The sequence below is a fragment of the Streptomyces sp. NRRL F-6676 genome, from assembly GCF_000725625.1.
In the GTDB taxonomy this organism is placed as follows: Bacteria; Actinomycetota; Actinomycetes; order Streptomycetales; family Streptomycetaceae; genus Streptomyces.
This window is the reverse complement of record NZ_KL647083.1, coordinates 123,802-148,721: the sequence shown is the minus strand read 5'-3', so window position 1 is coordinate 148,721 and position 24,920 is coordinate 123,802. Positions and strand designations below refer to the sequence as shown.

Genomic DNA, 24,920 nt, shown 5'->3' with positions numbered 1-24,920 from the left:
GCTGACTCGTGAGGGGGATTCCGGTGGATTCGCGCATCTGGAAGACTGGATCCGTGATTTCCGTGCATGCGGAGCAGGCGGAGCTCGACGAGAGGGACCTGAGGTTGCTGCACGGTCTCCAGATCGCCCCCCGGATCCCATGGGCCGAAGCGGCGCGCATCCTGGGGACGACCGCGGCCGGCGAAGCCGCCCGATGGGCCAGGCTGCGCAGACACGGCCTCGCCTGGATCACCGCCCACCCGGGCGGCAGCTACCGGCGTGTCACGCTCGCCCTGGTCGAGGTGGACTGCCTGCCCGGTGCCCGGCGGGCGGTCGTGGACGCCGTCTGCGCGGACCCGCGCGCGGTCACCGTCGAGGAGTCGACGCGTGGCCGGGACCTGCTCCTGACCGTCATCACCGAGAACCTCGCCGCGCTCACCGCGTTCGTCCTCGACGACCTCGAGACCCTGCCCGGAGTGGCCCGGCAGCGCACCCATGTCGCCACGGCGGTCCACCGCCACGGCAGTCACTGGCGTCTGGACGCCCTCGGTCCCGCCGAGGAAGCGGCCTTCGAAGCGGCCGCCCGCCGCGACACGGCGGCGGTCCCGCCGCCACCGCCGCGACACGCGTGGCCCCTCATCGAGGCACTCGCCGCCGACGGACGCGCCACCGCGGCGGACCTGGCACGCTCGACCGGACGCAATCCGGCCACCGTGCGCCGGCAGCTCGCCCGGCTGCTCGCGTCGGACCTGCTCTCCTTCCGCTGCGAACTCGCCGCCGAGGTCTCCAGTTGGACCGTCAGCAGCACCTGGACCGCCCACGTGGAACCCGCCGACCACCGCAGGACCGTCCGCGCGCTCGCCACCATGCCGGAACTGCGGATGTGCCTGTCCACCACCGGCGACGCCAACCTCGCCATGACGTTCTGGACCCGCTCCCCGCACGACATGCTCCGCATCGAACGGACCCTGGGCCACCACCTGCCCTGGCTCCGCCTCCGCGACAACGCGATCAACCTGCGCACCCCCAAGAGAATGGGCTGGCTCCTGGACGCCACCGGCCGCGCCACGGGCAGGATCATCCCCCCGCGCGCACTGGCCACGTACTGACAAGGCCGCCGCCCGGGGAACGCGGTGCCGTGTCGTCCACACGGCTCCGCCACGGGAACGGGAGCCGGGGCGAAGGGTTCGGGACGCGGGTGGTGGCGGTTCGTGGTCTGGTGCGGGGGCGTGGTGGTTGGTCGCGCAGTTCCCCGCGCCCCTGGGGGGTGGTGGCGGTTCGTCGTCTTGTGCGGGTGCGTGGGCAACCCCCCACCCACCCGCGCTCCCCACTCAACCCCACCCACCCGAGCTCTCCGGGGGTCCAAGGGGCGGAGCCCCTCCCCGAAAGAGTGCCTCGGCACAAATGGACCGTACCAATCACCTCGCTTGGCATGGACCTGACTTGCCTTCCCCGTTACCCTCTCCACGAGAACCACCCTGAGAGCGCTCTCAGTTCGCCCGTCCGCCCCACCTCGCTCCATCCCCCCACAGAGCACCGGACGACGAAAGGCACCCCCATGAGACGCAGCAAAACCACCACGACTCCCCGTGCCACCACCCTCCGCGCCACCACCCTCTCCGCCGCCCTCCTCCTCGTCACCGCCGCCGCAGGCCTCGGCCAGGCCTCCGCGGCCACCCCCGACGCCACCCCCCAGAGCACCCCCACCAAGAGCAGGGCCGCAGCCTCCCCCGCCCTGATCGACGCCCTCCAGCGCGACCTGCACCTGACGAAGTCCCAGGCCACCGACCGCCTCGCCGCCGAAACCACGGCCCGCACCGTCGAGAAGGCCGCCCGCAAGGCGGCCGGCGCCACGTACGGCGGCTCGTGGTTCGATGTCAAGCGCGGCACGCTCGTGGTCGGCCTGGCGGGCGACACGCACCGCGCCGCCGTCGAGGCCACCGGCGCGGCCGTCACCCGTGTCGCACACACCGAACGCACACTCGACTCGACCATGACCAAGCTCAACGCGATGGACGCGCCCGACGGCGTCGCCGGCTGGCACGTCGACCCGAAGTCCAGCACCGTCACCGTCACCGTCGTCGACTCCCAGAAGAGCGACAACGATGTCGAGGCGTTCGTGGCCCGCGCCCGCAAGGCCGGTCCGGTGACCGTCCAGGAGACGAACCAGCAGCCGCGTACGCTCGCCGCCGGAACCGTCGGCGGCGACCCGTACTACACGGGCAACGTCCGCTGTTCCATCGGCTTCTCGGTGTACGGCGGCTTCATCACCGCCGGCCACTGCGGCACGCCCGGCATGAGCGTCAGCGGCTGGGACCACACCTACATCGGCAACTTCCAGGGCTCCTCGTTCCCCGACAACGACTACGCGTGGGTCAACGTCGGGAGCGGCTGGTGGACCGTGCCGGTCGTCCTCGGCTGGGGCACCGTCTCCGACCAGCTGGTGCGGGGCTCGGGCGAGGCGCCGGTCGGGGCGTCGATATGCCGCTCCGGCTCGACCTCCCACTGGCACTGCGGGACGGTCCTCGCGAAGAACGAGACCGTCAACTACGCCGAGGGCGCGGTGCACCAGATGACCAAGACCAACGTGTGCGCCGAACCCGGCGACTCCGGCGGCTCGTTCATCAGCGGCGACCAGGCGCAGGGCACGACGTCGGGCGGCTGGGGCAACTGCACCTCGGGCGGCGAGACGTGGTTCCAGCCGATCAACGAGGTGCTCAACCGCTACGGACTGACGCTGCACACGGCGTGACGACGCAGTGAGTTGCCCTCCGCCACGACCACCTGACGGGTCGTGGCGGAGGGTCCGTCTTCGGCTCCGGCACCGCGCCCCTCACGGGGCCGGGTCAGCCGTCCTTGCGGGCGACGCCGCCGTAGATGCCGATGGGCGGCGCGCCCGCCTCCGCCGGCTCGTCGGGACGCCACTCCGGAACCGTGACGAGGCCGGGCTCCAGCAGCGTGAAGTCGCCGAAGAAGTCCAGGATGCGGGCGTGCGGGCGGAGGTTCATGCTCGCGGTGGCCCTCTTGTAGATGGCCGCGGCGTCCTCGCGGTGGTCCTCGTGCAGGTCGCCCGTGGCGTGCGACAGCACGAGGTAGGAGCCGGTCGGCAGCGCGTCGCGCAGGGTGGCGAGGATGCCGTCGGGGTCCCGCGCCTCGGACAGGAAGTGCACGATGGCCACCAGCAGCAACGCCACCGGCTGGTCGAAGTCGATGACCCGGCGGACCTCGGGGTGGTCGAGGACGCCGCGCGGATCGCGCAGGTCGGCGAGGACGACGGAGGTGTCGTCCTGGTCCATGAGGGCCCGGGAGTGCGCGCTGACGATCGGGTCGTTGTCGACGTAGGCGACCCGGGTCCCGGGCGCGACGGCCCGCGCGATCTGGTGCACGTTGGGCGCGGTGGGCAGCCCGGTGCCGATGTCGAGGATCTGCCGCACCCCGCCCTCGGCGACAACGTGCCGGACGGCGCGGTGCATGAAGTACCGGTTGGCGCGGACCCCGTCCCGCACCTCCGGCGCCACCTTCATGAACTGCTCGGCGGCCTCCTGGTCGACCTCGTAGTTGTCCTTGCCGCCCAGGAAGTAGTCGTACATCCGTGCGGGGTGCGGCTTGCTCGTGTCGATCCGGTACGAGGCGCCGCCGGCGTCACCGGCACCGCCGCCGCTGCCGGAGGTGCCGTCGGTGCTGGGGGAGGTCGGGGAGGTCATGCAGGCTGGCTCCGTCCTGGACTCGCATCCCACCGCCGTACGAAGGGCGGTGAGTGACTGTCAGAACATCATCTTGGCATGTTTTCGACGGTGGGGCGTACGGGTGTGTGTGCGGGGGCGTGCGCGGGGGCGCGGCCCTGGGCGCCGTCGGGCGTACGGCCGTTTCCGGCAGGGGAGGCCAGGGCGGCGAGGCCGGTGTCGAGGAGGCCGGCCGCGCGGCGGACGTCGGCGGTGACCGCGTCGTGGAGCCGGCCGGGGGTGCGGGTGTCGTCGGCCAGATGCCTCGCCAGGCTGCGGAACTGCACGGACCACAGCCCGAGCAGGGCGATCGCCGCGATGTGCGGTTCGGGGTCGCCCGGGGAACCGCCGTCGCCGCGCTCGGCCAGTGCCTCGGCGGCGACGGCGACGAGCCGGTCGGTCATGTCCTGGTGGTAGGCCCGCAGTGAGGGCGTGGACCTGATCAGCGCGCCGAACCGTCTGATCCGGGCGGCGGCGTCACGCGGATCGTCCTGCGCGGCGAGCCAGGAGGTCAGGGCGCGCAGTTCGTCGGAGAGCATCCCCAGCGCGGCCTCGACCGGGGAGCGGTCCGGATCGGCCAGGCCGGTGCGCAGCGCGGCCGCCGTGGCTTCGCCCCGGTCCAGGATCAGCGACTCCTTGGTCGGGAAGTGGTTGAAGACCGTCTTCTCGGAGACGTCGCAGGCGTGGGCGATCTCCGACACACGGACGGCGTCGAAGCCGCGTTCGAGGAACATCTCGGTCGCGGTGTCGGAGAGCCGCTGCCGCAGCAGCCGCTTCTTCCGCTCCCGCAACCCCTCGGCCCCGGGCTCCGGCTGCGGGCGCCATGCGGTCCAGTCCACCGTGCTCATGCCGCCAGAGTAGTACGGCGACGGGATAATTACTGCTACTGTAATTTTCCAGCGACTATAGAGATTGAGATCGGTAGCGGTCACAGCCCAGGGGAGCGCCATGAGCAGCACCATCCATATCGTCCGCGACTATCCGTACGCCCCCGCCCAGGTCTGGCGGGCGGTGACCGACCCCGACCTCATACCGCTGTGGACGGCGACGGGCGCCGGCGCCCGCCCGGAGGGGTTCGCCCCTGTCGTCGGCACGGAGTTCCGCTTCGTCGCGAAACCGAAGCCCGGCTGGAGCGGCATCGTCGACTGCGTCGTACGGGAGGCCGACGCCCCTCGCCTGCTGCGCTACTCGTGGACCGACCACGGCGGCGGCGAGACCACCGAGGTCACGTACCACGTCGAACCCCACGCCGGCGGCACCCGCTTCACCTACGACCACACCGGCTTCACGGGCGCGGGCGGCCTCCTCATGTCCCGGATCCTGGGCCGCGTCCGCCGCAAGATGCTGACGGTGGGGCTGCCGGCGGTCCTGGAGGAGACGGCCTCGGTGTGAAGAACGCACGGGCGGGAGAAGGAGGACCCGCTCCGACCGACCCGGACCACTCAGCGCTGTCCGCTCAGTGCTGTCCGCTCAGTGCTGTCCGCTCAGCGCTGTTCGCTCCGCCCCGTCCGCCCCGTCCGCCCCGTCCGCCCCGTCCGCCCCGTCCGCCCCGTCCGCCCCGTCCGGTCCCGACCGGCTCCGGCGGCGTTCGTCACTGCCCCACCCGCCCGTCGATGCGCTCGCGCAGCAGGTCGGCGTGGCCGCAGTGGCGGGCGTACTCCTCGATCCTGTGGACCAGGAGTTCGCGGACGGCGATCCCGTCCTTGCCCAGGCGCTCGCCGAGGTCCGGGTGCGCGGCCAGCGCGGCGTCGGTCGCGGCCTGTTCGCGGGCCAGCGCGTCGTACGCCGCCTCGATCTCCCCCGGCGCGGCGACGGCGCCGTCGAAGTCCGCGTCACGCGCGCCGTACAGCTTGGGCAGCGGGTCGCCCTCGCTGATCCAGTTGCGCCAGTCCCGTTCCGCCTCGGCGAGGTGCCGGACCAGGCCGAGCAGGGACATCGTCGAGGGCGGCGCGGACCGGCGGGCAAGCTGCTCCGCGTCCAGGCCCTCGCACTTCATCCGCAGCGTCATGCGGTAGTTGGCCAGGAAGTCGTCCAGCGTGGCGAGTTCACCGTCCGGGGAGCGGCCCTCGCTGTTGCGGGGGTCGTCGTCCGGGTCGGCCCACATGTCGGGGTAGACGGTCGCTCGGGTCCATCGTGCGGGTTGGTCGGTCATGCACCCCATGTTCGTGCGGGGCGGCCCGAACCCACCACCGATTTCCGAGTGCCGGAAAGGGCCCCGGCCACAGCCTGTTTCGCTCGCGTCCGGACGGAGAATCCGGCCGTCGTGCGCGCCCACCCGGTTCCCTGCCTCGTCGCGGTGCCCCGTGCCCCCGTGCCCCCGTGCCCCCGTGTCCCGTCGGCGTCCCCCTCAGTCCTCGCCGACGACGACCACCTCGTCCTCGGCCGACCAGCGGCGCCGCTCCGCCTTGTGCGGGTTGATCCGCAGACCGTAGCCGGGACCCGACGAGGAGCCGTCGTGGCTGCGGTAACCGATGGCGCATTCGCCGCGGCGACGTGCCGCGGCCACGACCGTGGCGAAGGACGTCTCGCACCCCGGCAGCACGTAGTCGCCGGCCGGCCGCAGGCGGACCCCGGTGCCGTCCGCGGAGAACAGCTCCTCGAACACCGCCGCCAGGTGCCGGTTCTGCGAGACCTGGGCCATGAGCAACCCGATGAGCTTGCCGCTGATGATGACGTCGGCTCCGGGGCTGATCGGCGCCAGCGCACGGTTGCGGTCGTCGATCAGCTCGGTCACGACCGGCAGTCGGCGCCCGGTGGCCTCCTCCAGCCGCCGCAGGAGCAGGAGGGTGACGAGCGTGCGGTTGTCGGGGTCGTCCGGGGGCTGCCCGGGCGCGGGGTCCCGGCCGAGCACGATCACGCTGTCGTAGGAGTGGACGTCCAGGCGGCGCAGGGTCTCGGGACGGGTGATGTCCCCGTGGTGCAGGGTCAGGGCCACGCCGGTGCCGCCGCGCGCGACGGTCCCGCCGACCTCCCGTGCCGTCGCTCCACCGCCGTCCGCCACCACGTCGACGGCCGATCCGGGCCGGCTGCGGCGGCGCAACTGGTCGACGACGAGCGGCGCCCGGCGGTTCCAGCCCAGCAGCAGGATCCGCTCCGGCCGCGCGGGCGTCGGGGGACCGGCCGTCATCGCCCCCTCCTCGGCCAGCTCCGCGCAGTCCTCCGGCCGGGCCGTGTCGTCGTCCCGGGTGAGGACGATGAGCAGGTCGTCCGGGAGCAGAGGCGTCCCCGGCGGCGGGCTGAGCAGTGGAGTGTCCCCGCGCATCACCCCGACGACGCTCGACGTCGCATAGGACAGCAGCGCCTCGCCGAACGGGCGCCCGGTCAGGGAGGCTTCGGCGACCAGGTAGAACTCGTCGCCGGCGAAGTCGAGCAGCTCCTGGTGGACGAGGGAGAGTCCGGAGCGGCGGGCGGTCTGGACGATCATCCGGGCGGTGACGGTGTCGCTCTCCAGGACGACGCCGCCCGGCCCGGCGGCGAGCTCGGCGGCCAGGCGGTGGCGGTCGTCCCGGACGGCGGCGACGACGAGCGGATGGTTGCCCTTCCCGGCCGGCGCCGCCCGGAGCGCCAGCAGCGTCTTCACCACCTCGGCGTCGGCGTCGGGTTCGTCACGGGGCAGGACCAGCACGACCCCGGCCGTGGCGGGACTGGCCAGGGCGAGCACGGCCGGGTCGGTGGTGGGACCGCTGCGGCAGATCAGCCGCGTACGGCCCAGGGGGCCCACCTTCGTGGCCAGGGCCTCCTCCATCGCGGTCTTGTCCCGGTCGGCCAGCACGGCCACCGCCGCACGCCGCTGGTTGGCGTTGGCGGCCACCAGCTCGCCGACCACCGTGAAGACCTGCTCCGACCACCCCAGCACCACGGTGTGCCCCTGTTCGAGCACGGTGGACCGGCCCCGCCGCAGCGCGGTGAGCCGCTCCGTGAGCGCCGTCGTGATCAGGCCGACGAGCGTCGAGACGTACAGCAGGGCGATCAGCGCGAGCAGCACCGACATCAGCACCCGCAGCGGTGTGCCCGTCGCACCGCCCAGCCGCAGCGTCTCCCCGGTGAGGTGCCACACCTGTGCCAGCCGGTCCCTCAGGGACGCCGGCGCGTCGGGGTCGGTCCACACCAGCACCGCACTGGCCGGGACGACGGCGCCCAGACACAACAGCGCCATCCAGCCGAAGAGGGCGGAGGTGCCGCGGGCCAGCGTGCTGTCGAACCAGTAACGGGCTCTCGCGCCGAACGGAGTGCGCCGCTGTGCCATCTCCCTTCCTCCCCCTTCCTTCCCCCTTCTCGACCGGCGCTCGTGCGCGGCCGGACCGGTCTCGTCCGGCGCTCTCGCGCGGCCGGACCGGCGCCGCGCACACGGGGTGCCGCGCGGGCCGCCGGAGAGCACGGACGCGGATCCTCGTCCGCAGTGTGAGGGACCGGCCAGGACGGCGGACGGAGTCCGGTCGGCATTCATCCCTTCGGGTTTCCCGCCGTCCCGCGGGGCGCCGTCCTCGCAGGGCGCCCCGCCGGACGGCGCGCTTCCGCTTCCGCAGGAACGGCGCCTCCGCTTCCGTCGACCCGTCGTACCGTCAGGGTTTGCCGGGGTTTCGCTCCTTAGGGTCAACAACGCCGTGAACTGCGGCGCCGGGGCGCGGCCACCGGTACAAAAGCCGCCATGGCTGACGAACACGCGGTGATCCGCACACAGGACGGTCTTTCCCGCCTTTCCCGCAGGAGCTTCGCGGCGGTGGCGGGAACGGCCGCCGCGGCGACCGCTCTGACCGCGGGGCCCGCCACGGCTCTGCCCGTACCGGCGGCCCCGGCCGCCCCCACCACCCCGGCCGCGTCCGGCCCCGGCTTCGACCGGTGCCTCGTCGTCGCCCGCGCACTGCTCGTCCTCGACTCCGACGACCACCAACTCGTCCCGCGTTACCGCCGCGTCCTCAAGGACGGACTGCCCACCGGTCGGCGCGCGCGGGCCAAGGACGTCCTCGTCGTCGGTGCCGGCCCGGCCGGGCTGGTCGCCGCCTGGCTGCTGAGGGAGGCCGGTCACCGGGTGACGGTGCTGGAGGCCAACGGCAACCGCGCGGGCGGACGGATCAAGACCTTCCGCAAGGGCGGCCACGAGGGCGCCGGGCAGCCCTTCGCCGATCCCCGTCAGTACGCCGAAGCGGGCGCGATGCGCATCCCCGGCAGCCACCCCCTGGTGATGGAGCTGATCGACAGGTTCGGCCTGAAGAAGCGGCCCTTCTACTACGTCGACGTCGACTCCGAGGGACGCCCCGTCAACCACACCTGGATCCACGTCAACGGCATTCGCGTGCGGCGCGCCGACTACGCCCGCGCGCCCCGGCGGGTGAACCGGTCCTTCGGTGTCCCCCGGGCCCACTGGGACACTCCCGCCGCCACCATCCTGCGCTCCGTGCTGGACCCGGTGCGCGACGAGTTCAGTACCGTCGGCCAGGACGGCAAGCGGGTCGACAAGCCGCTCCCGGAGCGGCTGCGGGGCTGGGCCCGGGTGGTGCAGCGGTTCGGCGACTGGTCGATGTTCCGCTTCCTCACCGAACACGCCGGCCTCGACGAGCGGACCGTCGACCTGATCGGCACCCTGGAGAACCTCACCTCACGGCTGCCCCTGTCCTTCATCCACAGCTTCATCGGGTCCTCCCTCATCAGTCCCGACACCCCCTTCTACGAACTGGAGGGCGGCACGGCAGTACTGCCGGACGCCCTCCTGGAACGGGTGCGCAAGGACGTGCGGTTCGACCGGCGCGTCACGCGCATCGAGTACCACCACCCCGACCGCCCCTCCCCGGACACCGAGCACGTCCGGGACAAGGGCCCGCACGTGTGGGTGGACACCGTCTCCGAGGGCCGCGAAGGCCCCGTCGTGCGCGAGCAGTTCACCGCGGACGCCGCCGTGGTCACGGTGCCGTTCGCCGGACTGCGGCACGTGCAGATCGACCCGCCCATGTCCTACGGCAAGCGCCGCGCGGTCACCGAACTGCACTACGACAGCGCGACCAAGGTGCTGCTGGAGTTCAGCCGCCGCTGGTGGGAGTTCGACGAGGCCGACTGGAAACGCGAGCTGCGCGCCATCGACCCGGGCCTCTACGACGCCTACCGCACCGGCCGCGCCGCCGCGGACGGCAGCCTGCTCGGCGCCCACCCCTCCGTGCCCGACGGGCACATCACGGCCGGTCAGCGCACCCACTACGCCGCCAACCGCGCGCTCGCGCGCGACGAGCCGGAGGCGGTCCACGTCGTGGGCGGCGGCTCGGTCTCGGACAACGCCAACCGGTTCATGTTCCACCCCTCCCACCCGGTCGCCGGCAGCGCGGGAGGCGTGGTGCTGGCCTCCTACAGCTGGGCGGACGACGCGATGCGCTGGGACTCCCTGGACGGCGAGGCACGGTACCCGCACGCCCTGTGCGGCCTCCAGCAGGTCTACGGCCGCCGCATCGAGGTCTTCTACACCGGCGCGGGACGCACCCAGAGCTGGCTGCGCGACCCCTACGCCTACGGGGAGGCGTCCGTACTCCTGCCCGGCCAGCACACGGAACTGCTGCACTCCATCCCCGTGTCCGAAGGGCCACTGCACTTCGCCGGTGACCACACGTCGGTCAAGCCGGCCTGGATCGAGGGCGCCGTGGAGTCGGCGGTGCGGGTTGCCCTGGAGATCCATACGGGGTGAACGACACCGTCAGTGGAGGCGGGGGCGACCGGCGGCATGCCACCGGCGTCCTTCGCCGCGCGGAAGGCGCCGTCGCGCCAGTGCGGGACCGCGCCGGTGAGTACGAAGCAGCTCGCACCGGCTCCGTCCGCACCAGCGACAGACCCACCCCGGCTTGACGTCGATTTCCTGCCAGCAATCGTCCGTGCACCCGCCCAGCATGGGCTCATGACCAGATACACCGTGCTGCCCATTGGCGCAGCCGCCCTGAAGGAACTGCGGACGGTCGACGACGCCGGCCGTCCCTGCGCCCCGTACATCGCGACCGGCGACGACGTGGGCTCTCCGCTGCGTTGCTGCCTGCGCCCCATCACGCTCGGCGAGCGGATCGCCCTTGTCTCGTACGCCCCATTGCGCCGCTGGGCCGCCACGAGCGGTGCGGATCCGGGCGCGTACGACGAGCAGGGTCCCGTCTTCATCCATGCCGACGACTGTGGCGGCTTCACCCCCGACGGGAACTACCCCTTCGCCCGGCCGGGAGCCCTGCGCACGGTGCGCCGCTATGACGCCCGCGGCCGTATCGCGGGCGGCCGCCTTCTGGAGATCCCCGAGGACGCCATCACTGGCTTCGACGCGGCCTTCGACGATGCCTTCAACGATCCGCACGTGGTGCTCGTGCACGTCAGAGCCCTGGAATACGGGTGCTTCCACTTCGAGGTGCGACGGCCTCCGAGGAGCCGGTAGCAGCGGCACCGAACGAGCGGCCCACTCCAGGTGTTCGGCCGCCGGCCCCTGGCTGTCAGAACGTCATCATCCTGGCCCGATTCCGTCGGCGGACCACAGCCGGAACAGGGCGATCGCGGCGATGTGCGGTTCGGGGTCGCCCGGGGAACCGGCGCCGCCGCGCGCGGCCAGTGCCTCCGCGGCCACGGCGACGAGCCGGTCGGTCATGCCCTGGTGGTACGCCCGCAGTGAGGGCGCGGACCTGGTCAGCGCGCCGGACCGGCTGATCCGGACGGCGCCGTCACGGGCACCCCGGGTGGCTCCGTTCCTGTACGTACAGCTCCGCCCACACGGTCTTGCCAGGAGCGGCCGGGCGAGGGCTGACGCCCCATCCGTCCGCGAGCGCGGTGACGAGAAGCAGGCCCCGCCCGGACTCGGACAGCGAGTCGGTCGCCGCCGGGGGACTGGCCGGAGGCTGCTTCTCCGCGCGGGTGTCGGTCACCTCGATGCGTAGGACGTCTTCGGCGAGCGTGAGCCGGACGTGGAAGTCCCGACCGGGGACGTGGCCGTGGCGTACGGCGTTGGCGGTGAGCTCCGCGGTGATGAGGGTGAGCGTCTCGTTGACCGGGCTTGCGTAGGGGTGACCCCAGGAGTCCAGCCGGTGCGAGACGAGCCGGCGGGCAAGACGCGCACCTCGGGGCGTCGAGGTGAAGCGCATGGTGAACTCGTGTTCGGGCGCGGCGCGTTGTGGCATATGCCCATTCGAGGGCGTTGTTGACTTCATAGAGTCGACGATTATGGACTCTGCGTAGCGTTGAACAGGAGCGAGCCGTGACGGGTGGGGCCTGTACATACCATGGGCGCGCTTGTACTTGATCTTGGCGTGACCGGCGTGCCGACCGTGCGTTGGGCGGGGCGGAGGCCGGTGACATGGTCGTACGGGAGGTCCACGGCATGAACGACGAGGTTCAGCAGCCGGAGTACGAGGTCGGGACGGGCATGCTGTGCGTGTTCGGACGACAGTTGAGGCTGTTCAGGGAACGGGCAGGGCTCGACCGGGCGAAACTCGGTTCGCTCACGGGCTACTCGGCCTCGGCGATCACGTCGTTCGAACTGGCACGGCGTATCCCGCCGTCGAGGTTCATCGACCAGGTGGACGAACTGCTGCAGGCGGGTGGGGTGTTGTGCGCGGGTAAGGAGGAGGTGGCTCGCGCCCAGTACCCGGCCTTCTTCCGGGACGCGGCCAGGTTGGAGACCAAGGCGGCAGCCCTGCATGTGTTCGCGACAAAGGCAGTGCCAGGACTATTGCAGACGGAGGATTACGCGCGAGCTGTGTTCTCCATGTGGCGTCCGCTGCTGGACGAGGAGACCATCACTCAGCGGGTCGCGGCTCGCTTGGCACGCCAGGAGGTCTTCTCCCGAACCCCGATGCCCACCATCAGCTTTGTCATCGAGGAGTTCGTACTACGGCGTCCGCTCGGCGGCCGAGACGTGATGCGGGGCCAGTTGGAGCAGGTTCTGCTGTACGGGCATCGGCGTAACGTCGAGATCCAGGTGATGCCGATTGAGCGCGACGAGCATGCTGGGCTGGAAGGCCCCTTCACCTTGATCGAGACGCACGAAGGGCAGAGGATCGCCTACGTGGAGGCGTACAAGGACAGCCGTCTCTACACGGAGCGGAGGCAGGTACGGGAGATCGAGGAGCAGTACGGCATCCTTCGGGCCCAGGCGCTCACTCCGCGTGAGTCGCTGGCCATCGTCGAGAAGTTGCTTGGAGAGAGATGAACGCCCAACAGCTCATAGCGCCGATCCCCGAGTCGGCCTGGGTCAAGAGCAGTTACAGCACGGGCTCGGGCGGTGAATGCGTCGAGGTGGCCGCCACCCCCGCCACGATCCACGTCCGCGACTCAAAAGACACCACCCGCGCTGCCCTCGCCGTAGAACCCACGGCGTGGACCGCGTTCGTCGAGTTCGCCACCCTCTGACAGGGGCGGTACCAATCGCAGGGCCCTCGACGGGCATGCGCTTGCCGGGGGCCCTGCGCATGCCCGGACCCGCAGCGACACCCCGCGCCCCCGACGCCGCACCCACCGCGTACCGCACCGCCGTCCACCGCCACCACGGCCAACGTCCGCTGCGAGGCGTCCGGTCGCGACGGCGGTCGCTCCCCACGCTGCGACCACCGTCACGACGCCCAAGCCCGCAGCCACCCGCACTCACCGCACAGAGCCCCAACGAGGCCAACACACAAAGCCACTTGGGGCAGGGCTCCGCCGCACATCCCTGCCGTCGCGACCAAGCGCACGGGCCGACCGGCCTGCGCCCTCGACGGGCGGGAAGCCGTCCCCGCCATCTCACCCCTGACGACGAGGACTCCTCGTCCGGATGGCCATGTCCCCGCCCAGCCAAGCCCGACCACCGGCCCCTCATCCGCTGGTTGATCCGGGAACTCACCGCCGACCTGGGGGCGGGCACAATCGGGAGCCGTGGCCACCCCTCCTGAACCCTCCGTCCTGTACTCCGAGATCGAGAAGTGCGGCAGCCTCGCCGCAGCCCTCCGGCGCGAGGCGGGAGGCGCTCTCGCGGCCGTCCCCGTCACGTCCCCCGACTCCGCCCCGCTGCTCCACGCGAGCGTGCCGAGCACGGTGGCTCACCGCGAGCCGCTCCGTATCACCGCGTGGTCGCACGAGCGGCGGTGGGCGGTCGACGGTGCGGAGCCGTTCCAGGGACTGTCCTTGATCTGCGGCAGGACCGGCGACCTGGCACAGATCGCCAGGGCCGCCAGGGGGTGGCACGACGGGGCGGCCCTGGACGACATCCGCCGCGCGGCGCCTTTCGTGCACCTGACCGGCCGGTTCGAGGTACCCGACCGCGATCCTGTGGGCCTGGCCGAGTCCGAGTGGCGGGGCATGCTCAAGGAGGCGCGCGAACTGGAGTACGCCTGGCGGGAGAGTTACCAGGCCCTCATCGAGGCGGCGTACGCGGAGCCGGCGCTGCGGGCCCTCTATCCGTTCACGAGCCACTGGGCGCTGCGCTTCTCGGCCACCATTCGTCCGAACCTGGCCGTCGTCGGGCCGTGTCTGACTGCGGGCGGCGACGGCACGTACGGGGTGGGCAGGGGGTTCCTCACCCCGGACCTCGGCCTGTTCGCGACGGCGGACGAGGCCGTCGCGATGGCCGTGCGAGGGCTGCCGTCCGGCCTCGGCCGGGTCGGGCTCGGCGACTACGCCGGCCCGCGTTGAAGCCATGTCGGGGTGCCGACCATCGTCCGGGCGGAGTCGACGACATCGTGCCCGGGCACCCTGATGAAGGGCACCCAGGCCGACGAGAAGCGGCTGTTCCCCGTGCTGAAACTGTGGGGGCGGGGCTCCCGCCGCCGTGTTCCACAAGGACGACCTACGCACCGAGACCGCGGGCGGCACCTTCGGTTCGGCCCTCACGGAGGCGCTGGCCGACGGCAGGACCCACGGCGCCGTCGTCCTCAACGCCATTGACGACCGGCTCGCCAAGGAGCCGAAGTTCGGCGACGGCGCCTGGCGGATCGACGACGTGCCCGGTCTGCGCGACCTGCTGCGGGTGGCGGCCACCCAGGGCATGGCGGTCGTCCTCACCAGCGACCACGGCCACGTCGTCGACCGGCACGGCACGGCACGGCACCAGGATCGACACCGCCACCGACCGTTCCTCCGCCCGTCACCGTCCGCCCGTCACCGTCCGGCCGTCGCCGCCCGCCCGCCACCGTCTGTCCGCCGGCGGCCCGCTTGCGGAGCCCGAGATCACCCTGACGGGGCCGCGCGTGTGGCCCGAACCCGGGGCGTCCGTCGTCGCCCTGTGGGACGCCGACTCCCGCCACACCGCCCACAGGGCCGGCTACCACGGCGGCGCCTCCCTCGCCGAGTTCACCATCCCCGTACTCGCCTGCCTGTCGTTCGGCACGGAGCCCCCCCCCACGGGTGGCGCGAGCTGGGCGACCAGCGGCCGGCCCGGTGGACGCCGGAAGCGACAGGCACGGCGTCGCTGCCGGACGAGCACGCCGCCCGGCCGGCGACCGCGACGGCTCCCGCAGACGGTGCCGATGCGGTGCTGGGTGAACCGGTGCGCTTCCAGCACAGCACCTGACCGGTGTGCTGTGCCGCCCAGCACAGCTGGACGCGGTCGGGCTGGTGCGTCACCGGGATGCCTCACCGGGAACGGCATCGCCATACGACGCTCCCCCTCGCTGCCCCACCCGCCCGTCGATGCGCTCGCGCAGCAGGTCGGCGTGGCCGCAATGGCGGGCGTAGGTGCGGGCGGTTCCGGCCCGCCACCCCATTCTCGGTGGCGGGACGGTCAGCGGGCCGGCGGCCGGGTCAGCGCCAGCACGCTCAGGCCGAACATCAGGACGCCCAGCGGGAGATGGACCGACGGGACGTGGGCGATGCCGAGGGCGACCTGGGCGGAGGCGAGGGCGAGGAAACCGAGGGCGTGCGCGACGGGGCGCGGTGAGCCGCCGCCCGGCTTCCACGCCAGTACCGCCGCGAGGACGTACAGCATCGACGCCCCGTACATCACGCGCGCCCCGGCGCTGTGCAGCGTCTCCCCGTAGGACGAGGTCAGCAACAGCCCGGCGGAGACCGCCTGGAGGAAGATGGTCAGGGTTTGCAGCGCGATCGCGGTGCGCAGGAGCGAGAAGCGGTGCCGCCGTGCCGTCACCTGGGTGGCCATGTCACGTCCCCCTTTTCCGCCGCCCGGAGGCCGCGTGGATCGATAAGGTCTCACCAGCACGACGACACGGGGCCGCGAAAGGTAAGGCGGGAGGCGGTCGTCGCAGTGGGGGGTGCGGTGCATGGGGGTGGTGGGGACGGACGTCGGGGGTGCCGGGGGTGCCGCGGGCGCCGGGGGCGTCGAGGGTGAGCGGCGTCAACTGCTCAACGTCGCCTACCGGTTGCTCGGCTCGCTGGCCGAGGCCGAGGACGCCGTGCAGGAGGCGTACGCCCGCTGGTACGCGCTGCCGGGGAGCCGCCGGGACGGGATCGTGTCCCCGGGAGCCTGGCTGACGACGGTGACCGGGCGCGTCTGTCTGGATGTGCTCGGGTCGGCGCGCTCCCGCCGGGAACGGTATGTCGGCGCGTGGCTGCCGGACCCGCTGCCCGACCGGGGGGAGCGGAGAGGGCGGGAGGGTGATCGCGGCGGTGCCCTGGCCCTCGCCGGTCCCACCGTGTCCCTCGACCCCGCCGACCAGATCGTCCTCGACGAGTCGGTGACCATGGCCTTCCTCGTCGTCCTGGAGACGATGACGCCCGCCGAGCGGGTGGCGTTCGTCCTGCACGACGTCTTCCGGTACTCGTTCGCCGAGATCGCCGGCGTCCTCGGCCGTACCCCCGGTGCCTGCAAGCAGTTGGCGGCCTCCGCCCGGCGGCGGGTGGAAGCGGCGGGGCACGCCGCGGTGACGGCCGGCCAGGCCGAGGCGGTCCGCCGGGTCAAGGAGGCCTGGGAGAGCAGGGACATCACGGCCCTGATCGGCCTTCTCGACCCGGAGGCCGTGATGACCGCGGACGGTGGCGGCCTCGCCGGTGCCGCCCCGCACCCGGTCGAGGGCGGTACGCGCATCGCCCGGTACATGGTCGCCATGGCCGAGCGGGCCCCCGGACTCGAACTCTCGGAACGGTCGGTCAACGGCACCCCGGGCCTGGTCGCCCACCGCGCCGGCACCGTCCTGACGGTGGCCTCGTTCGCCCTCACCGCCGGACGCGTGACCCGCATCTGGGCCGTCCGCAACCCGGACAAGCTGCAGCTCTGGGACTGACCCGAGCCCTGGGAGCAGGCTCCCTACGCCTTCCTGGCCAGCCCCGCCGCGATGAGGCGTTGCCAGACGGTGAGGTCCTGTTCGCCGCCGTTGCCGCCCCACGGGCTGTCGACCGTCTCCGGGCGCCACAGCGAGGCCGGCACGATGCCGGGATCGAGGATCTCCAGGCCGTCGAGCAGGGCCTCGATCTCCTTGTCTGTGCGCCAGCGGCCGCGGCCGAAGGTCTGCTGGAGGACGCGCTCGGCCTCCTCGGTCTCCGGGTTGTTGCCGGAGCGGAAGTGGCTGACGAAGAAGTGGCTTCCGGCCGGTACGCGGTCGCGCCAGTAGCGGACGATTCCGGCCGGGTCCTCCTCGTCGTTGACGTGGTGGAGGATCGCGCTGAACATGACGGCGACGGGGCGGTCGAAGTCGATCAACTCCAGCGTGTCCGGGTGGTTGCGGACGCCCGCGGGGTCGCGCACGTCGGCCCGTACCACCCGCGTCCGGTCGTTCTGCTCCAGCAGCGCCCGCCCGTGGACCAGTACCTGGGGGTCGATGTCGACGTACACGACCCGGGACTCGGGCGCGTGCCGCTGGGCGACCTGGTGGACGTTGTCGGCGGTCGGGAGGCCGCTGCCGAGGTCGACGAACTGCCGTATCCCGGTCGTCGTCGCGATCTCCGCGACCGCCCGGGTCAGGGCCGCACGGTTGGCGAAGGCGATGGCCACCGAGCCGGGCAGATCGCGCTTGAACACGTCACCGACCTCGCGGTCCGAGGCGTAGTTGTCCTTGCCGCCGAGCAGGTAGTCGTACACGCGTGCGATGCTGGGCTTGCTGGGGTCGATGGAGCTGCCTTCAACCGTCATGCCCCCATCCTCTCCCGCAAGTCCGCCCGCCGACCAGCACTTTGGCGTACTGGGAAGGGGAAGCGCGGTCCGGCGGCGGCCCCACCTCCTTCCGCTCCTCCGCGACTGAACGTGTCGTATACATTCATTCGGATTGTGTGCGCTGTGTACCACATCAACACGTTTGCCGTTGAGACGGTTCTGTTACCCGTGTACGGTGGCCCGCATGACGGACAACGCCGCTTCCTCCGCCGGTCCGCTGGTCTCCGGCGCAGAGATCGCGCGGCTCGCGGGGGTGACCAGAGCGGCGGTCTCCAACTGGCGGCGGCGTTACGACGACTTCCCGCTGCCCGCGGGCGGCGGCGCCCACAGCCCGCTGTTCGCCCTCGCCGAGGTGCAGGCGTGGCTGGACCGGCAGCGCAAGGGGCAGGACGTCTCGGACGAGGTCCAGCTGTGGCAGGCACTGCGCAGTGCCTACGGCGACGAAATGATCCGCGGACTCGCCGATGTCGCACAGGTGCTCTCCGCACCGTCGGACGAGACCCCGGATCGGCTCCCCGCAGAGGCGGCCCGCCTGGTGCGCACCCTGGCGGCGGACACCTCCGCGCACGACGTGGTGACCGCCCTCGTCGAACGCCTCACCGACTCCGTCCGCAGGGCCGGTTCGGACCAGATCACCTCCCCGCGCGTCGTCCGCGCCGTACGGCACTTCGCGGGCCAGCCGGCAGCCGACGCCACGCTCCTCGACCCCGCCTGCGGCATCGGCACGCTCCTCCTCGCCGTCGGCCCCGAGCAGGGACCGAAGCGGTACGGCCAGGAGGCCGACGCCGACAGCGCACGCTTCGCCCGGCTGCGCGCCCGCCTCACCGGACGCGGCGGCGTCGAGATCGAGACGGGCGACTCCCTGCGCGACGACCGCCTGCCGGGGCTCAGGGCCGACCTCGTCGTCTGCGACCCACCGGTGGCCGACTCCGACTGGGGGCGCGAGGAACTTCTCCTGGACCCCCGCTGGGAACTGGGCACCCCCTCCCGGGCCGAGGGCGAACTCGCCTGGCTCCAGCACGCCTACGCGCATACCGCGCCCGGCGGCCGGGTCCTCATGGTGATGTCCGCCTCCGTCGCCTACCGCAAGGCCGGCCGCCGCATCCGGGCCGAACTCGTCCGCCGGGGCATCCTCACCCAGGTCACCGCCCTGCCCCCGGGCACGGCCGTCTCGCACGCGCTGCCCGTGCACCTGTGGCAGCTGCGCCGCCCGCTCTCCCCGGGCGACGCCGCCACTCACGTCCGCATGGTCGACCTCACCACGAACGACCCCGACGGCACGCTCGAGGCACGGCCCGACCAGTGCGCCGACGTGGCGCTGATCGACCTCCTCAACGACACCGTCGACCTCACCCCGGGCCGCCACGTCGTGGAGACCCACCGCGAGTACGCCGCCGAGTACGAGGCACTGCGCGACGAACTGGCCGAGCAGGTACGGGCGTTGGCCGAACTGCTGCCGGCGCTCACCGGTACCGACGGCCCCGGCATCCAGGACGGCCCCACCGTCAGCGTCGCCGACCTCGCGCGCGCCGGGCTCGTCGCCTACGGCACGCCCGAGCCCGCCTCCGTCAGCGACCAGCTCGACACGGACTTCCTGCGCGGCTTCCTGCGCAGCGCCGCCAACAACCGGCGCTCCACCAGCGCCAGCGGCACGTTCCGCCTGGACGGCAAGGGCGCGCGCGTCCCGCAGATGGACATCGACGAACAACGCCGGTACGGCGCGGCGTTCCGCGCCCTGCGGGAGTTCGAGGAACGGGCCGGGCGAGTGGCGGAACTCAGCCGCGAGGCGGCGACGCTGGCGCGGGACGGCTTGGGCAACGGGGCGCTGCGGCCGGGGGACTGAGACGGGGACGGCAGGTCACTGCTGCCGCGGTACGAACGGACTCCCCGTCCCGCTCCACGACACCGCCAGCGCCTCCCGCGCCCTCGTGCACGCCACGAACAACAGGCACCGCTCGCGCAGCAGGTCCGACCCGTGCTGCAACGCGTCCACCGCCGCCGGCGTCACCTCGCGGATGAACGGCACCGCGCTCGCCGTCGCCCCCAGCACCGCCACGCACCGGAACTCCAGCCCCTTCATGGCGTGCATGGTGGCCAGCCGCACGCCCTCCTCGTCCGCGCCCGGGTTGTCCCGGACCCGGACCACCGGCACCCCGGCCGCGCGCAGCCGGTCGTACGCCTTGTCGAGCAACACGTTGAAACGGGCGCACACGCCGATCTCGGAGGGGCGGATACCCTGCGCGATCCATCCCCGCACCCGCTCGACGAGCGCCGCGACCTCCGCCGTTTCCGAGCCGTACGCGTCCACGTGCGGTCTGCGGCCGTGCAGCAGGGACCGGTAGCCGGCCAGGGTGTCGGAGCCCTCGCCGCTGAGGTCGTCGACCGACACCGGTGTCATGATCCCCGTCGACCAGGCCAGGATCTCCTCCGTACTGCGGTAGTTGACGCGCAGCCGGTGGGTGCGGCCGGCGACCGGGATGCCCAGGGAGCCGAGCGACACCTTCGCGTCGTAGATCCGCTGGTGCGGGTCGCCCGTGAGGAACAGGTCGTCGTTGCCGGGCCGTACGGCGCCGCGCAGCACCCGCCACTGCGCGGGGTGCAGGTCCTGCGCCTCGTCCACGACGACGTGGTCATGTGTCGGGGCGGAGGCGGACAGCAGTTCGGCCGCGCGGGCGCACACCTTCAGATAGGTCGTGGAGCCGCGGTCGCGCAGCATCCGCTCGAACAGTTCGACGGCCGGCCACAGCTGCTCCCGTCTGACGGGGGACAGCGCGCTGCCGCGGCCCCGCCGGGAGGCGGCCCGGTAGGCGTCGAGGGTGCGCAGGTCCTGGGCGAGGATCACATGCCGGTACTCCTGCGCCAGGAACTGCTCCGTCCACGGCAGGCCGAGCTGCTTGACGACGCGGCTCCACAGCTGCCGTTCGTCGCGGTCGCCGACGGGGGAGGGGGCCCTGCCGTCGAGACGGGTGACGACGGCGTGCGCGTACGCGTTGACCGTCGTCACCTCGACCCGGTCGAGCAGTGCCGCGCCGCCGCCGTCGCCGCTGCCCAGGAGGAGGGCGAGGTTCTCGCGGAGTGAGGCCGCCAGCGCGTTGGTGTACGTGGTGAGCAGGATCCGGCTGTCGGGGGAGCGGGTGAGCAGATGCTTGACGCGGTGCAGGGCCGCGACCGTCTTTCCGGTGCCCGGACCGCCGGTGACCTGCACCGGACCGCCGTACGACACCCGATAGGCCACCCGCCGCTGCGAGGGGTGCAGGAACACCCGCCAGGCGGCGAACGGCTTCTCCAGGATGTCGGCCAGCTCCTCGGGCCCGCTGACCAGCGTGATCCGGCTGCGGGTGTTGGCGATGGCGGCGGCCAGGCTCTCGTCCGGGTCCGGCCCCGCGTCGACGGGACGGCGGGCGGTGACCACGTCCCGGTAGACCACCTCGGGGCTGTACCCGTCGGCCAGGAAGTACAGGACCTCGTACTGGTCCTCCGGCAGCAGCGTCTGGAAAGCGTCGAGCTGCTGCTTGTCGATGACGGTCCGCACCGCCCGCAGCACCTGGTCGTCGATGCCCAGTTCACGCAGGACGGTGTCGGAGTACTTCGCGAACAGCAGCGTGGGCGCGTCGGCCGCCGCCTTCTCCAGGGCGGGGGTGAGCTGGTCGATCGCGACGGCGTTGCGGACCTCCAGCGCGCGGGTCGCCGAGTTCGTCGTGTACAGGCGCTTGGCGGCCCAGGTGTAGGCGTCGTCGTGCGGGACGACGTTGACGAGCAGGAACACGTCGCTGCCGTCGTCGGGGGCGAGGACGACGCCGCGCCAGAAGTCGTTGATGCGGATGGTCCGCATCCGGGTGTCGGCGGCCTTCTCGACCGACTCCAGGTGCAGCCCCTTGTCCTGTTGCAGCTCCGGGACGCTGAGCAGCTGGAACTTCTGCATCGCCTTGCGCACGCCGTTCCTGACGGACTTCTCCAGGGAGTCGTAGCTCTCCCAGAAGCTGTTGGCGAACGCCAGCTGCGGCACGAGGCCCACTCCCCACCTGAACGGACGAAACGTGTCCGATCATACGGGCGCGGCGCTCACCCGCATCCGTCGCGCCACCTCGGCGATGTCGGCCAGCAGCCCCGCCGGTTCCTGGTCCAGGTCGAGGGCGTGCTGGTGGATCAGAACGCCCGCGTGGCGCACCCGGTGGGCGGCGTGCGCGGCGTTGCCCTTCGCGTAGACCAGGTGCCCTTCGGGCAGGCCGAGCGCGGTGCAGTACGCCAGCATCTGGTACAGGTCGGCCTCGGGGAAACCGCCCGGCCCGCGCGGGAGACGGCCCCGCGCCCGCACCTTGTACACGGCCTTCTCCGCCTTGTACTTGGCGTCCGCGACCGCGCACGGGGTGCCGTCCGGCCCGTAGAGCACGAAGTCGGGCCGCATCCGGACGGCCGACGCCTCGTCGAGGGTGTGGGCGTCCTGCAACCGGGCCGTGTGCCCCGAGCCGCGCACCGCCTCGCGCAGGGCACACGTCACGAAGTCCTCGAAGAGCCGGTTCATGTCGAACAGGAACCCCTCGATGCGCAGTCCGCCGGGCGCGTGCTCGGGCGAGGCGTCCTCCAGGACGGCACCGGCCAGGCGCAGCGCCTGGTGGTAGCGGGCGTTGAGCCGGGTCGGCCGCCAGTCCGGCAGCCGCTGCCCGCGTATGACGGGGGTGACGTCCGCGAGCCGGGCCCGCTGGTGCAGCAGCCGGCGCCGCACCTCGCGCGGCACGCCGGGCAGCCGCAGCAGGCGCTCCACCGCCATGCGCAGCAGGCGGTTCTCCGCGATGTCGGTGGTGAACTCGTCGTACGCCACCTCGACCGGCGGCACCGCGCCGAACCGCCGCCGGATCTGCTCGGCCTCCCGGATCCGGCCGCGCACGACCAGGGCGCTTGCCTCCGTCTCCCGGTAGCCCTGGAGCAGGCCCTGCCGCAGGGCCCGGTCGACCTGCCGTTCGACGGCGTGGGCGAGCGCGGGCAGCAGCTCCCGGTGCCCGGCGACGTCGACGTCCCCCTCCCGCCAGGGGCCCCTCGGGTCGAGGCTGTAGCCGAGCAGGAAGAACAGCCGGGCGATCGGCACCTTCGGGGCGACCCGCACGGTCACGGGCGCCCCGGCCCCCGGCACGGTGAGCGCGACCGCGCCGACCCTGCTGCCGGCGCGCAGTGACCAGTGCCCGGGCGCGTACGGGTCCGGGGCCGCGTCCACGACGTTCCCGACCGCGAGCGCCCGCCCCACCGCGTCGGGCAGGGCGATGCTGCGGGCCGGGCCGTACTCGACGAGGTCGATGCTCCGGGCCGGCCCGTGCTCGACCGGCTCGACGACCGTGCTCACCCCAGCGACTCCCGCAGCGCCGCCGGGCCGTACCGCTTCTCGACGTCCACGCCCTCCCCGTAGTGGTGCTCCTCCAGCAAGGGCAGGATCTTGGTCCGCCAGGTGCGTTCCAGGCCGCCCTCCCGGTAGACCCCCTTCTTCATCAGGTACGACGGCCCGATGCGGAAGTCGGGGTCGTCGATGCGGGAGTTGAGCGCGTCGAGCAGATCGGCGGGCTCGGCGCCGCGCTCCTCCCGGGCGAGCCAGCGGCGCAGCAGCCCGCGCGTCGGCTCCACGCGCGGCGACAGCTCCACGAACGCGAACCGCCGCCGCATCGCCGCGTCCACCAGGGCGATGGACCGGTCGGCGGTGTTCATCGTGCCGATCACGAACAGGTTGGGCGGCAGCGCGAAGTCGTCCCCCGAGTAGGTCAGCCGCACCGACTTGTTGCGGTACTCCAGGAGGAAGTACAGCTCGCCGAAGACCTTCGCCAGGTTGGCCCGGTTGATCTCGTCGATGACCAGGAAGTGCGGGACGTGCCGGTTCCCCTCGCGGGAGGCGAGGTCGGCGAGCTCGCGCAGCGGTCCGGCGGTCAGCCGGAAGGCGACCTCCCGTGTCTCGGGGTCCTCCTGGGGCCGGAACCCCTCGAAGAAGTCCTCGTACGCGTACGAGGGATGGAACTGCACCAGCTTGACCTGCTCGGGCCCGCCCCCGAAGTACTCGGCGAGCCTCAGCGCGAGGTAGGTCTTGCCGGTGCCCGGCGGGCCGTGGAACACCAACTGCCGCTCGTCGGCGAGCAGATCGCGCACCTCGGCCAGCCAGGCGGGGTCGTGCACCAGCAGTTCGGCGGCCAGCGCGTCGGTGGGCGCGGGCAGTTCGGGGTCGCGGCGGGCGACGAGGGCCGCCGCCTCCGCGGTGGCGTCGCCGTCCGCGGACCCGGCCTCCTCGGCCAGTTCCTCGTCGCTGCGGCCGAGTCCGTCGACGAGGGGGAGCACGGGGGTCAGGTCCACGACGTCGTGCTGCACGGACAGCTTCTGCTGCAACGCCTCCGGCAGCGCGTCGTACGGCACGCCCTCGGGCCGCCACGCCGTTCTGCGGCGCAGGTTGGCGAGCCCGCCCTCGGACTCGACCTGCTCCGCCCGCCCCTCGACGAGGCCGACGTACAGCTGTCCGCCGGAGATCGTGCAGACGGTGTCGCCGGGCCGCATCTGAGTCAGGAAGTAGTGCAACTCGTCGGCCAGCGCCTGCTTCTGGCTGTACGAGGCGGTGGCGTCGTAGCCCTCCTGGACGTACCGGCGCAGGGCGCTCTTGGTGGGGTCCTCCTCGCCGAGCGGCGGGAGGTGCGCCGCGGCGAGCGTGACCAGGCCCTCCGGCAGCCACAGCCGCCGCACCAGGTCCCGCCCCGCCACGTTCGACCCGCGGACCAGCCAGGCCTTGCGGGGCGGCCGCCAGGAGTGACCGAGGTAGTCGACGAGGGGGAAGTCCTCCTCCACCGTCCGCCACTCCGACAGCGCGTTGGAGCCGTGTCCGGCGGCGAGGGAGGCCGCGGCGGAGGGCGAGTTGCACTCGATGTCCCGCGCGGTCTCGAGATACCCCGGCCACCGCTCCGACGGCCGGACCGCCCCCTCGGCGATCAGCGCCTCCCGCTGCTCCGCCGCGTACCGCCCCGCGCCGGCGGTCAGCTCCGGCCGCACGGGCGACCCGGCGAGCAGCAGGAACTTGGGACTGCCGTTGAGCCCCTTCGCGGGCAGCACCCGCCCCCGCGCGTAGGGACCGCCGTTCGGCAGCCGCAACCGGAACTCCGGGTAGGCGGCGGCCCGCTGGCCCTCCACAGTCATCGATCCCCCACGCTTTCTCCCGCTTGCTCACCGTACGACCGACTCAC

General features: G+C 72.6%; 22 protein-coding genes. 10 read left to right on the top strand and 12 right to left on the bottom strand.

Annotated features, from left to right (window positions below; all coding sequences use genetic code 11):
- Positions 1–53 precede the first annotated feature (53 nt).
- Both IO29_RS32075 and IO29_RS32070 read left to right on the top strand, forming a co-directional pair.
- Entirely contained in the window at positions 54–1,088 is a 1,035-nt protein-coding gene (locus IO29_RS32075; RefSeq protein ID WP_234307431.1) for an Lrp/AsnC family transcriptional regulator, read from the top strand.
- Positions 1,089–1,537: 449 nt separating this feature from the next.
- Positions 1,538–2,731: a S1 family peptidase gene (locus IO29_RS32070; protein WP_030378386.1), complete on the top strand. Its 1,194-nt coding sequence runs from the start codon at positions 1,538–1,540 to the stop codon at positions 2,729–2,731.
- 94 nt (positions 2,732–2,825) lie between these two features.
- Here the strand turns inward: IO29_RS32070 and IO29_RS32065 are convergent, their stop codons facing one another.
- Both IO29_RS32065 and IO29_RS32060 read right to left on the bottom strand, forming a co-directional pair.
- The gene (locus tag IO29_RS32065; protein ID WP_030378387.1) at positions 2,826–3,683 is read right to left on the bottom strand and encodes an SAM-dependent methyltransferase; all 858 of its coding nucleotides are present in this window, start codon (positions 3,681–3,683) and stop codon (positions 2,826–2,828) included.
- A 68-nt stretch (positions 3,684–3,751) separates the two neighbouring features.
- Entirely contained in the window at positions 3,752–4,549 is a 798-nt protein-coding gene (locus tag IO29_RS32060; RefSeq protein WP_078618124.1) for a TetR/AcrR family transcriptional regulator, read from the bottom strand.
- Between the two features lie 100 nt (positions 4,550–4,649).
- Between IO29_RS32060 and IO29_RS32055 the strand changes: the two genes are divergently transcribed.
- Positions 4,650–5,093: an SRPBCC family protein gene (locus tag IO29_RS32055; RefSeq protein ID WP_033224527.1), complete on the top strand. Its 444-nt coding sequence runs from the start codon at positions 4,650–4,652 to the stop codon at positions 5,091–5,093.
- Positions 5,094–5,292: 199 nt separating this feature from the next.
- Here IO29_RS32055 and IO29_RS32050 read toward each other — a convergent pair whose 3' ends face one another.
- Both IO29_RS32050 and IO29_RS32045 read right to left on the bottom strand, forming a co-directional pair.
- Complete coding sequence (locus tag IO29_RS32050; RefSeq protein WP_030378390.1) at positions 5,293–5,853, bottom strand: mycothiol transferase; 561 nt, start codon at positions 5,851–5,853, stop codon at positions 5,293–5,295.
- Positions 5,854–6,048: 195 nt separating this feature from the next.
- Positions 6,049–7,947 carry a CASTOR/POLLUX-related putative ion channel gene (locus IO29_RS32045; protein ID WP_030378391.1) on the bottom strand — a complete coding sequence of 633 codons (1,899 nt, stop codon included), beginning with the start codon at positions 7,945–7,947 and terminating at the stop codon, positions 6,049–6,051.
- A gap of 402 nt (positions 7,948–8,349) precedes the next feature.
- Between IO29_RS32045 and IO29_RS32040 the strand changes: the two genes are divergently transcribed.
- Together IO29_RS32040 and IO29_RS32035 are read left to right on the top strand one after the other, a co-directional pair.
- Positions 8,350–10,368, top strand: coding sequence for a flavin monoamine oxidase family protein (locus IO29_RS32040; protein WP_030378392.1), 2,019 nt, complete (start codon positions 8,350–8,352; stop codon positions 10,366–10,368).
- Positions 10,369–10,575: 207 nt separating this feature from the next.
- Complete coding sequence (locus IO29_RS32035) at positions 10,576–11,091, top strand: DUF1203 domain-containing protein (RefSeq protein ID WP_030378393.1); 516 nt, start codon at positions 10,576–10,578, stop codon at positions 11,089–11,091.
- A 66-nt stretch (positions 11,092–11,157) separates the two neighbouring features.
- On the opposite strand, the gene IO29_RS38290 is transcribed toward IO29_RS32035, so the two are convergent.
- Together IO29_RS38290 and IO29_RS32030 are read right to left on the bottom strand one after the other, a co-directional pair.
- Positions 11,158–11,298: a hypothetical protein gene (locus tag IO29_RS38290; RefSeq protein ID WP_199806820.1), complete on the bottom strand. Its 141-nt coding sequence runs from the start codon at positions 11,296–11,298 to the stop codon at positions 11,158–11,160.
- A 73-nt stretch (positions 11,299–11,371) separates the two neighbouring features.
- On the bottom strand, positions 11,372–11,824 hold the full coding sequence (locus IO29_RS32030) for an ATP-binding protein (RefSeq protein WP_234307432.1): 453 nt from the start codon (positions 11,822–11,824) through the stop codon (positions 11,372–11,374).
- A gap of 200 nt (positions 11,825–12,024) precedes the next feature.
- On the opposite strand from IO29_RS32030, the gene IO29_RS32025 reads away from it, so the two are divergent.
- The 3 genes from IO29_RS32025 to IO29_RS32015 all read left to right on the top strand — a co-directional run bounded on the left by IO29_RS32025 (position 12,025) and on the right by IO29_RS32015 (position 14,312).
- Positions 12,025–12,855, top strand: a complete 831-nt coding sequence (locus IO29_RS32025; protein WP_030378395.1) for a helix-turn-helix domain-containing protein — start codon at positions 12,025–12,027, stop codon at positions 12,853–12,855.
- A complete protein-coding gene (locus IO29_RS32020) occupies positions 12,852–13,055 on the top strand; it encodes a DUF397 domain-containing protein (RefSeq protein ID WP_030378396.1) in 204 nt (67 codons plus the stop codon). Before IO29_RS32025 ends, IO29_RS32020 begins: the two co-directional genes overlap by 4 nt.
- Before the next feature lie 501 nt (positions 13,056–13,556).
- Positions 13,557–14,312 carry a DUF6193 family natural product biosynthesis protein gene (locus tag IO29_RS32015; protein WP_030378397.1) on the top strand — a complete coding sequence of 252 codons (756 nt, stop codon included), beginning with the start codon at positions 13,557–13,559 and terminating at the stop codon, positions 14,310–14,312.
- Between the two features lie 154 nt (positions 14,313–14,466).
- On the opposite strand, the gene IO29_RS40485 is transcribed toward IO29_RS32015, so the two are convergent.
- Both IO29_RS40485 and IO29_RS32005 read right to left on the bottom strand, forming a co-directional pair.
- Positions 14,467–14,745 (bottom strand): hypothetical protein, encoded by a 279-nt coding sequence (locus IO29_RS40485; RefSeq protein WP_030378398.1) that lies wholly within the window; start codon positions 14,743–14,745, stop codon positions 14,467–14,469.
- 654 nt (positions 14,746–15,399) lie between these two features.
- Positions 15,400–15,774 carry a hypothetical protein gene (locus tag IO29_RS32005; RefSeq protein WP_030378399.1) on the bottom strand — a complete coding sequence of 125 codons (375 nt, stop codon included), beginning with the start codon at positions 15,772–15,774 and terminating at the stop codon, positions 15,400–15,402.
- 121 nt (positions 15,775–15,895) lie between these two features.
- Between IO29_RS32005 and sigJ the strand changes: the two genes are divergently transcribed.
- Positions 15,896–16,855, top strand: coding sequence for an RNA polymerase sigma factor SigJ (sigJ, locus tag IO29_RS32000; RefSeq protein WP_030378400.1), 960 nt, complete (start codon positions 15,896–15,898; stop codon positions 16,853–16,855).
- 23 nt (positions 16,856–16,878) lie between these two features.
- Here the strand turns inward: sigJ and IO29_RS31995 are convergent, their stop codons facing one another.
- Positions 16,879–17,700 carry an SAM-dependent methyltransferase gene (locus tag IO29_RS31995; protein WP_030378401.1) on the bottom strand — a complete coding sequence of 274 codons (822 nt, stop codon included), beginning with the start codon at positions 17,698–17,700 and terminating at the stop codon, positions 16,879–16,881.
- A gap of 205 nt (positions 17,701–17,905) precedes the next feature.
- On the opposite strand from IO29_RS31995, the gene IO29_RS31990 reads away from it, so the two are divergent.
- Positions 17,906–19,564, top strand: a complete 1,659-nt coding sequence (locus IO29_RS31990; protein ID WP_030378402.1) for an N-6 DNA methylase — start codon at positions 17,906–17,908, stop codon at positions 19,562–19,564.
- Between the two features lie 15 nt (positions 19,565–19,579).
- Here the strand turns inward: IO29_RS31990 and IO29_RS31985 are convergent, their stop codons facing one another.
- Genes IO29_RS31985 through IO29_RS31975 form a run of 3 tightly spaced genes read right to left on the bottom strand, consistent with a single transcriptional unit; the run spans position 19,580 to position 24,873 of the window.
- Entirely contained in the window at positions 19,580–21,727 is a 2,148-nt protein-coding gene (locus tag IO29_RS31985) for a UvrD-helicase domain-containing protein (protein WP_030378403.1), read from the bottom strand.
- Positions 21,728–21,766: 39 nt separating this feature from the next.
- A complete protein-coding gene (locus IO29_RS31980) occupies positions 21,767–23,056 on the bottom strand; it encodes an McrC family protein (RefSeq protein WP_051707247.1) in 1,290 nt (429 codons plus the stop codon).
- A complete protein-coding gene (locus tag IO29_RS31975) occupies positions 23,053–24,873 on the bottom strand; it encodes an McrB family protein (RefSeq protein ID WP_030378405.1) in 1,821 nt (606 codons plus the stop codon). The genes IO29_RS31980 and IO29_RS31975 overlap by 4 nt, the downstream gene beginning before the upstream one ends.
- Positions 24,874–24,920: the final 47 nt, after the last annotated feature.

Bases quoted from the DNA above. Each gene is read 5' to 3' on its own strand.
- IO29_RS32040 (WP_030378392.1), top strand. From the start codon at position 8,350: ATGGCTGACGAACACGCGGTGATCCGCACACAGGACGGTCTTTCCCGC.
- IO29_RS32020 (WP_030378396.1), top strand. From the start codon at position 12,852: ATGAACGCCCAACAGCTCATAGCGCCGATCCCCGAGTCGGCCTGGGTC.
- IO29_RS32070 (WP_030378386.1), top strand. From the start codon at position 1,538: ATGAGACGCAGCAAAACCACCACGACTCCCCGTGCCACCACCCTCCGC.
- IO29_RS32025 (WP_030378395.1), top strand. From the start codon at position 12,025: ATGAACGACGAGGTTCAGCAGCCGGAGTACGAGGTCGGGACGGGCATG.
- IO29_RS32060 (WP_078618124.1), bottom strand. From the start codon at position 4,549: ATGAGCACGGTGGACTGGACCGCATGGCGCCCGCAGCCGGAGCCCGGG.
- IO29_RS32045 (WP_030378391.1), bottom strand. From the start codon at position 7,947: ATGGCACAGCGGCGCACTCCGTTCGGCGCGAGAGCCCGTTACTGGTTC.
- IO29_RS32065 (WP_030378387.1), bottom strand. From the start codon at position 3,683: ATGACCTCCCCGACCTCCCCCAGCACCGACGGCACCTCCGGCAGCGGC.
- IO29_RS32005 (WP_030378399.1), bottom strand. From the start codon at position 15,774: ATGGCCACCCAGGTGACGGCACGGCGGCACCGCTTCTCGCTCCTGCGC.
- IO29_RS31975 (WP_030378405.1), bottom strand. From the start codon at position 24,873: ATGACTGTGGAGGGCCAGCGGGCCGCCGCCTACCCGGAGTTCCGGTTG.
- sigJ (WP_030378400.1), top strand. From the start codon at position 15,896: ATGGGGGTGGTGGGGACGGACGTCGGGGGTGCCGGGGGTGCCGCGGGC.
- IO29_RS32035 (WP_030378393.1), top strand. From the start codon at position 10,576: ATGACCAGATACACCGTGCTGCCCATTGGCGCAGCCGCCCTGAAGGAA.
- IO29_RS38290 (WP_199806820.1), bottom strand. From the start codon at position 11,298: ATGACCGACCGGCTCGTCGCCGTGGCCGCGGAGGCACTGGCCGCGCGC.
- IO29_RS31995 (WP_030378401.1), bottom strand. From the start codon at position 17,700: ATGACGGTTGAAGGCAGCTCCATCGACCCCAGCAAGCCCAGCATCGCA.
- IO29_RS32055 (WP_033224527.1), top strand. From the start codon at position 4,650: ATGAGCAGCACCATCCATATCGTCCGCGACTATCCGTACGCCCCCGCC.
- IO29_RS32030 (WP_234307432.1), bottom strand. From the start codon at position 11,824: ATGCCACAACGCGCCGCGCCCGAACACGAGTTCACCATGCGCTTCACC.
- IO29_RS32050 (WP_030378390.1), bottom strand. From the start codon at position 5,853: ATGACCGACCAACCCGCACGATGGACCCGAGCGACCGTCTACCCCGAC.
- IO29_RS31990 (WP_030378402.1), top strand. From the start codon at position 17,906: ATGACGGACAACGCCGCTTCCTCCGCCGGTCCGCTGGTCTCCGGCGCA.